This is a genomic window from Steroidobacter sp., from assembly GCF_016790065.1.
GTDB lineage: Bacteria > Pseudomonadota > Gammaproteobacteria > Steroidobacterales > Steroidobacteraceae > Steroidobacter.
Window position 1 is genome coordinate 1 of sequence record NZ_JAEUPY010000419.1, and the last position, 2073, is coordinate 2073.

General features: G+C 60.8%; 2 protein-coding genes. Both read right to left on the minus strand.

The genetic code is table 11. The features are described 5' to 3' along the window. Positions 1–1242: hypothetical protein (locus JNL55_RS17285; RefSeq protein ID WP_293856208.1), on the minus strand; the 1242-nt coding region annotated here is incomplete at its 3' end. Between the two features lie 143 nt (positions 1243–1385). Then, positions 1386–2073 (minus strand): serine/threonine protein kinase (locus JNL55_RS17290; RefSeq protein ID WP_293856211.1); only part of this gene is annotated, 688 nt, incomplete at its 5' end.

Consider the following 2073-nt stretch of genomic DNA (forward strand, 5'->3'; position numbering starts at 1 on the left):
GCTAGTCAACGCTTCGGTCTGAATTTGCGCGCCAGTCATCACGTTGTAGATCGGCGTGAAGCCGAGCGTGACAGTGTCCCCAGACTCCGTAGTCGTGTCGAAAATATCCCAGAGGATTTCGCCCACGGACATCTCCGAGAACCAGCCTTCGTATGCAGTCGAGTTGCTTTCCATGTTGAAGCCGGAGTCCTGACGGATGCCGCCGGAGGAATCGCGGTACACCGGATCATTCAGCGCCATGCCACTGAATGCATTGCCCCAGCCCTCGCCAAAAGCCACGCGCAGGTCCAAACGATCGTTGAGGCCATGGCTGCCGCCGATGGAATCCGAGCGGCTGAACCGATCTTCGAAGTAGTGACCGAACTCGTGCGCGATCACGTGCGAGTCGAACTCATCGGTGTCGCCGTTGCCGCTGGCAAACTCGCCGAGAATATAAATGCCGTCCGGCAGTGCTCTCTGGGTCGTGCATTGATCGGTCTCGCCGCGCACGTAAAACGACGTGCCAATGTTGCCCAGGTCGGGACAGAACGCCAGGCCGTTGGTCGGGCAGCTGGTGTCGCTCGGCAAACAACCCAAGGTGCGATTCTGAGTGCTCCAGTACAAATTCAGAATTGGAAACTGCGCGCTGGGCGCGGCACTGCGAATCAGTTCTTTGGCTTGATACACCGTATCGATGATGGCGAACGGAGCCGCCACTCGCGTGTTGCCATAGCTGCTGCCGGTCCAGCCGGAGGGCGCCCGCAAGTTGCGAGTGACGTTGGTCGAGCCGCTATCGAACGTTTGCCCTTCCATTGCGTACTCCGCGTCCCCGTTGGCATTGTTCAGAACAGCGAATTTCCAGGTCGACACGCCGCTACTCTGTTCTAAGCGAGCACGGACTCGGATGAACATGCTGGTGTTCGCCGGTACTGTCAGGGAATAGTCACCGTTGGCATCGGTGCTCGTGGTGCGATTGCCAGCGGCACCCCCGACTACCGCTTCAACCCATACACCGCGTGCTGGCGACTCGACTGCATTCGCCGGGTCCAAACCGCCGTTGGTGGTCGATTTAAACTGCACTTTGTCGTATGTGATCTTGCCGCTGACCGTGACGGTGGTGCCGCCACCGCCACCGCCCCCTCCGCCGCCGCCACCTGAGTTCCCACCGAGCGAGCCTCCACCGCCGCCACCGCAGGCAGCCAGCGCGGACAAGCCGGCCAACACAATCACCGAGCGCACCAGACGGGAAAGTACCTGCGGCATTTGTTCAATTCTCGGGCGCATGAGGGACGGTTGTTTCCAATGCTTTATGCCGATGGGCGCGGGACGCTATCACAGCGGTAACAGAGCAAAAAGTCGATGCGGTCGCATTCCCAATTGACGCCACCACGCCATTCAGGGCGCGTTCAGCGCAAATCCAACGGGCCTTCGGCAATGGCCCCTAGCTGCTCACGTAACGACAGCACCTGATTCTCCCAATAGCGCGGCTCGACGAACCAGGGGAACGCCGAGGGAAACGCCGGATCGCCCCAACGCCGCGCCAGCCAGGCGGAGTAATGAATCATCCGCAAGGTCCGCAAGCTCTCCACCAGCACCAGTTCGCGATAATCGAAGTCGGCGAACTGCGCATAGCCTTCCAACAGCTGCGACAGCTGTTCGCCCATGTCATTGCGATTGCCCGACAGCAGCATCCACAGGTCCTGGATCGCCGGCCCCATGATGCAATCGTCCAGATCGACGAAATGCGGCCCGTCATCGGTCCACAGCACGTTGCCGCGATGACAATCGCCATGCAGACGTAGCTCGGCGATGCCGCGGGCGTTGTCGAACGATTCGCGAATCGCCTGGAGCAGGTCGTGCGTCAGCGAGTCGTAGGCCGCTTCCAGATGCTCGGGAATCCAACCGTCATCCAATAGAAAGTCACGGGACTGTTCGCCCATGCGCGCGATGTCGATGCGTTCGCGATGTCGAAAGCGCTGGCGCCGGCCGACCATGTGGATACGGCCCAGAAAGCGCCCCATCCATTCGCGCTCGGTGGCCGACCCCAGTTCCGGCCAGCGGCCGCCGCGACGTTCGAAGATCGCAAACCGAAAG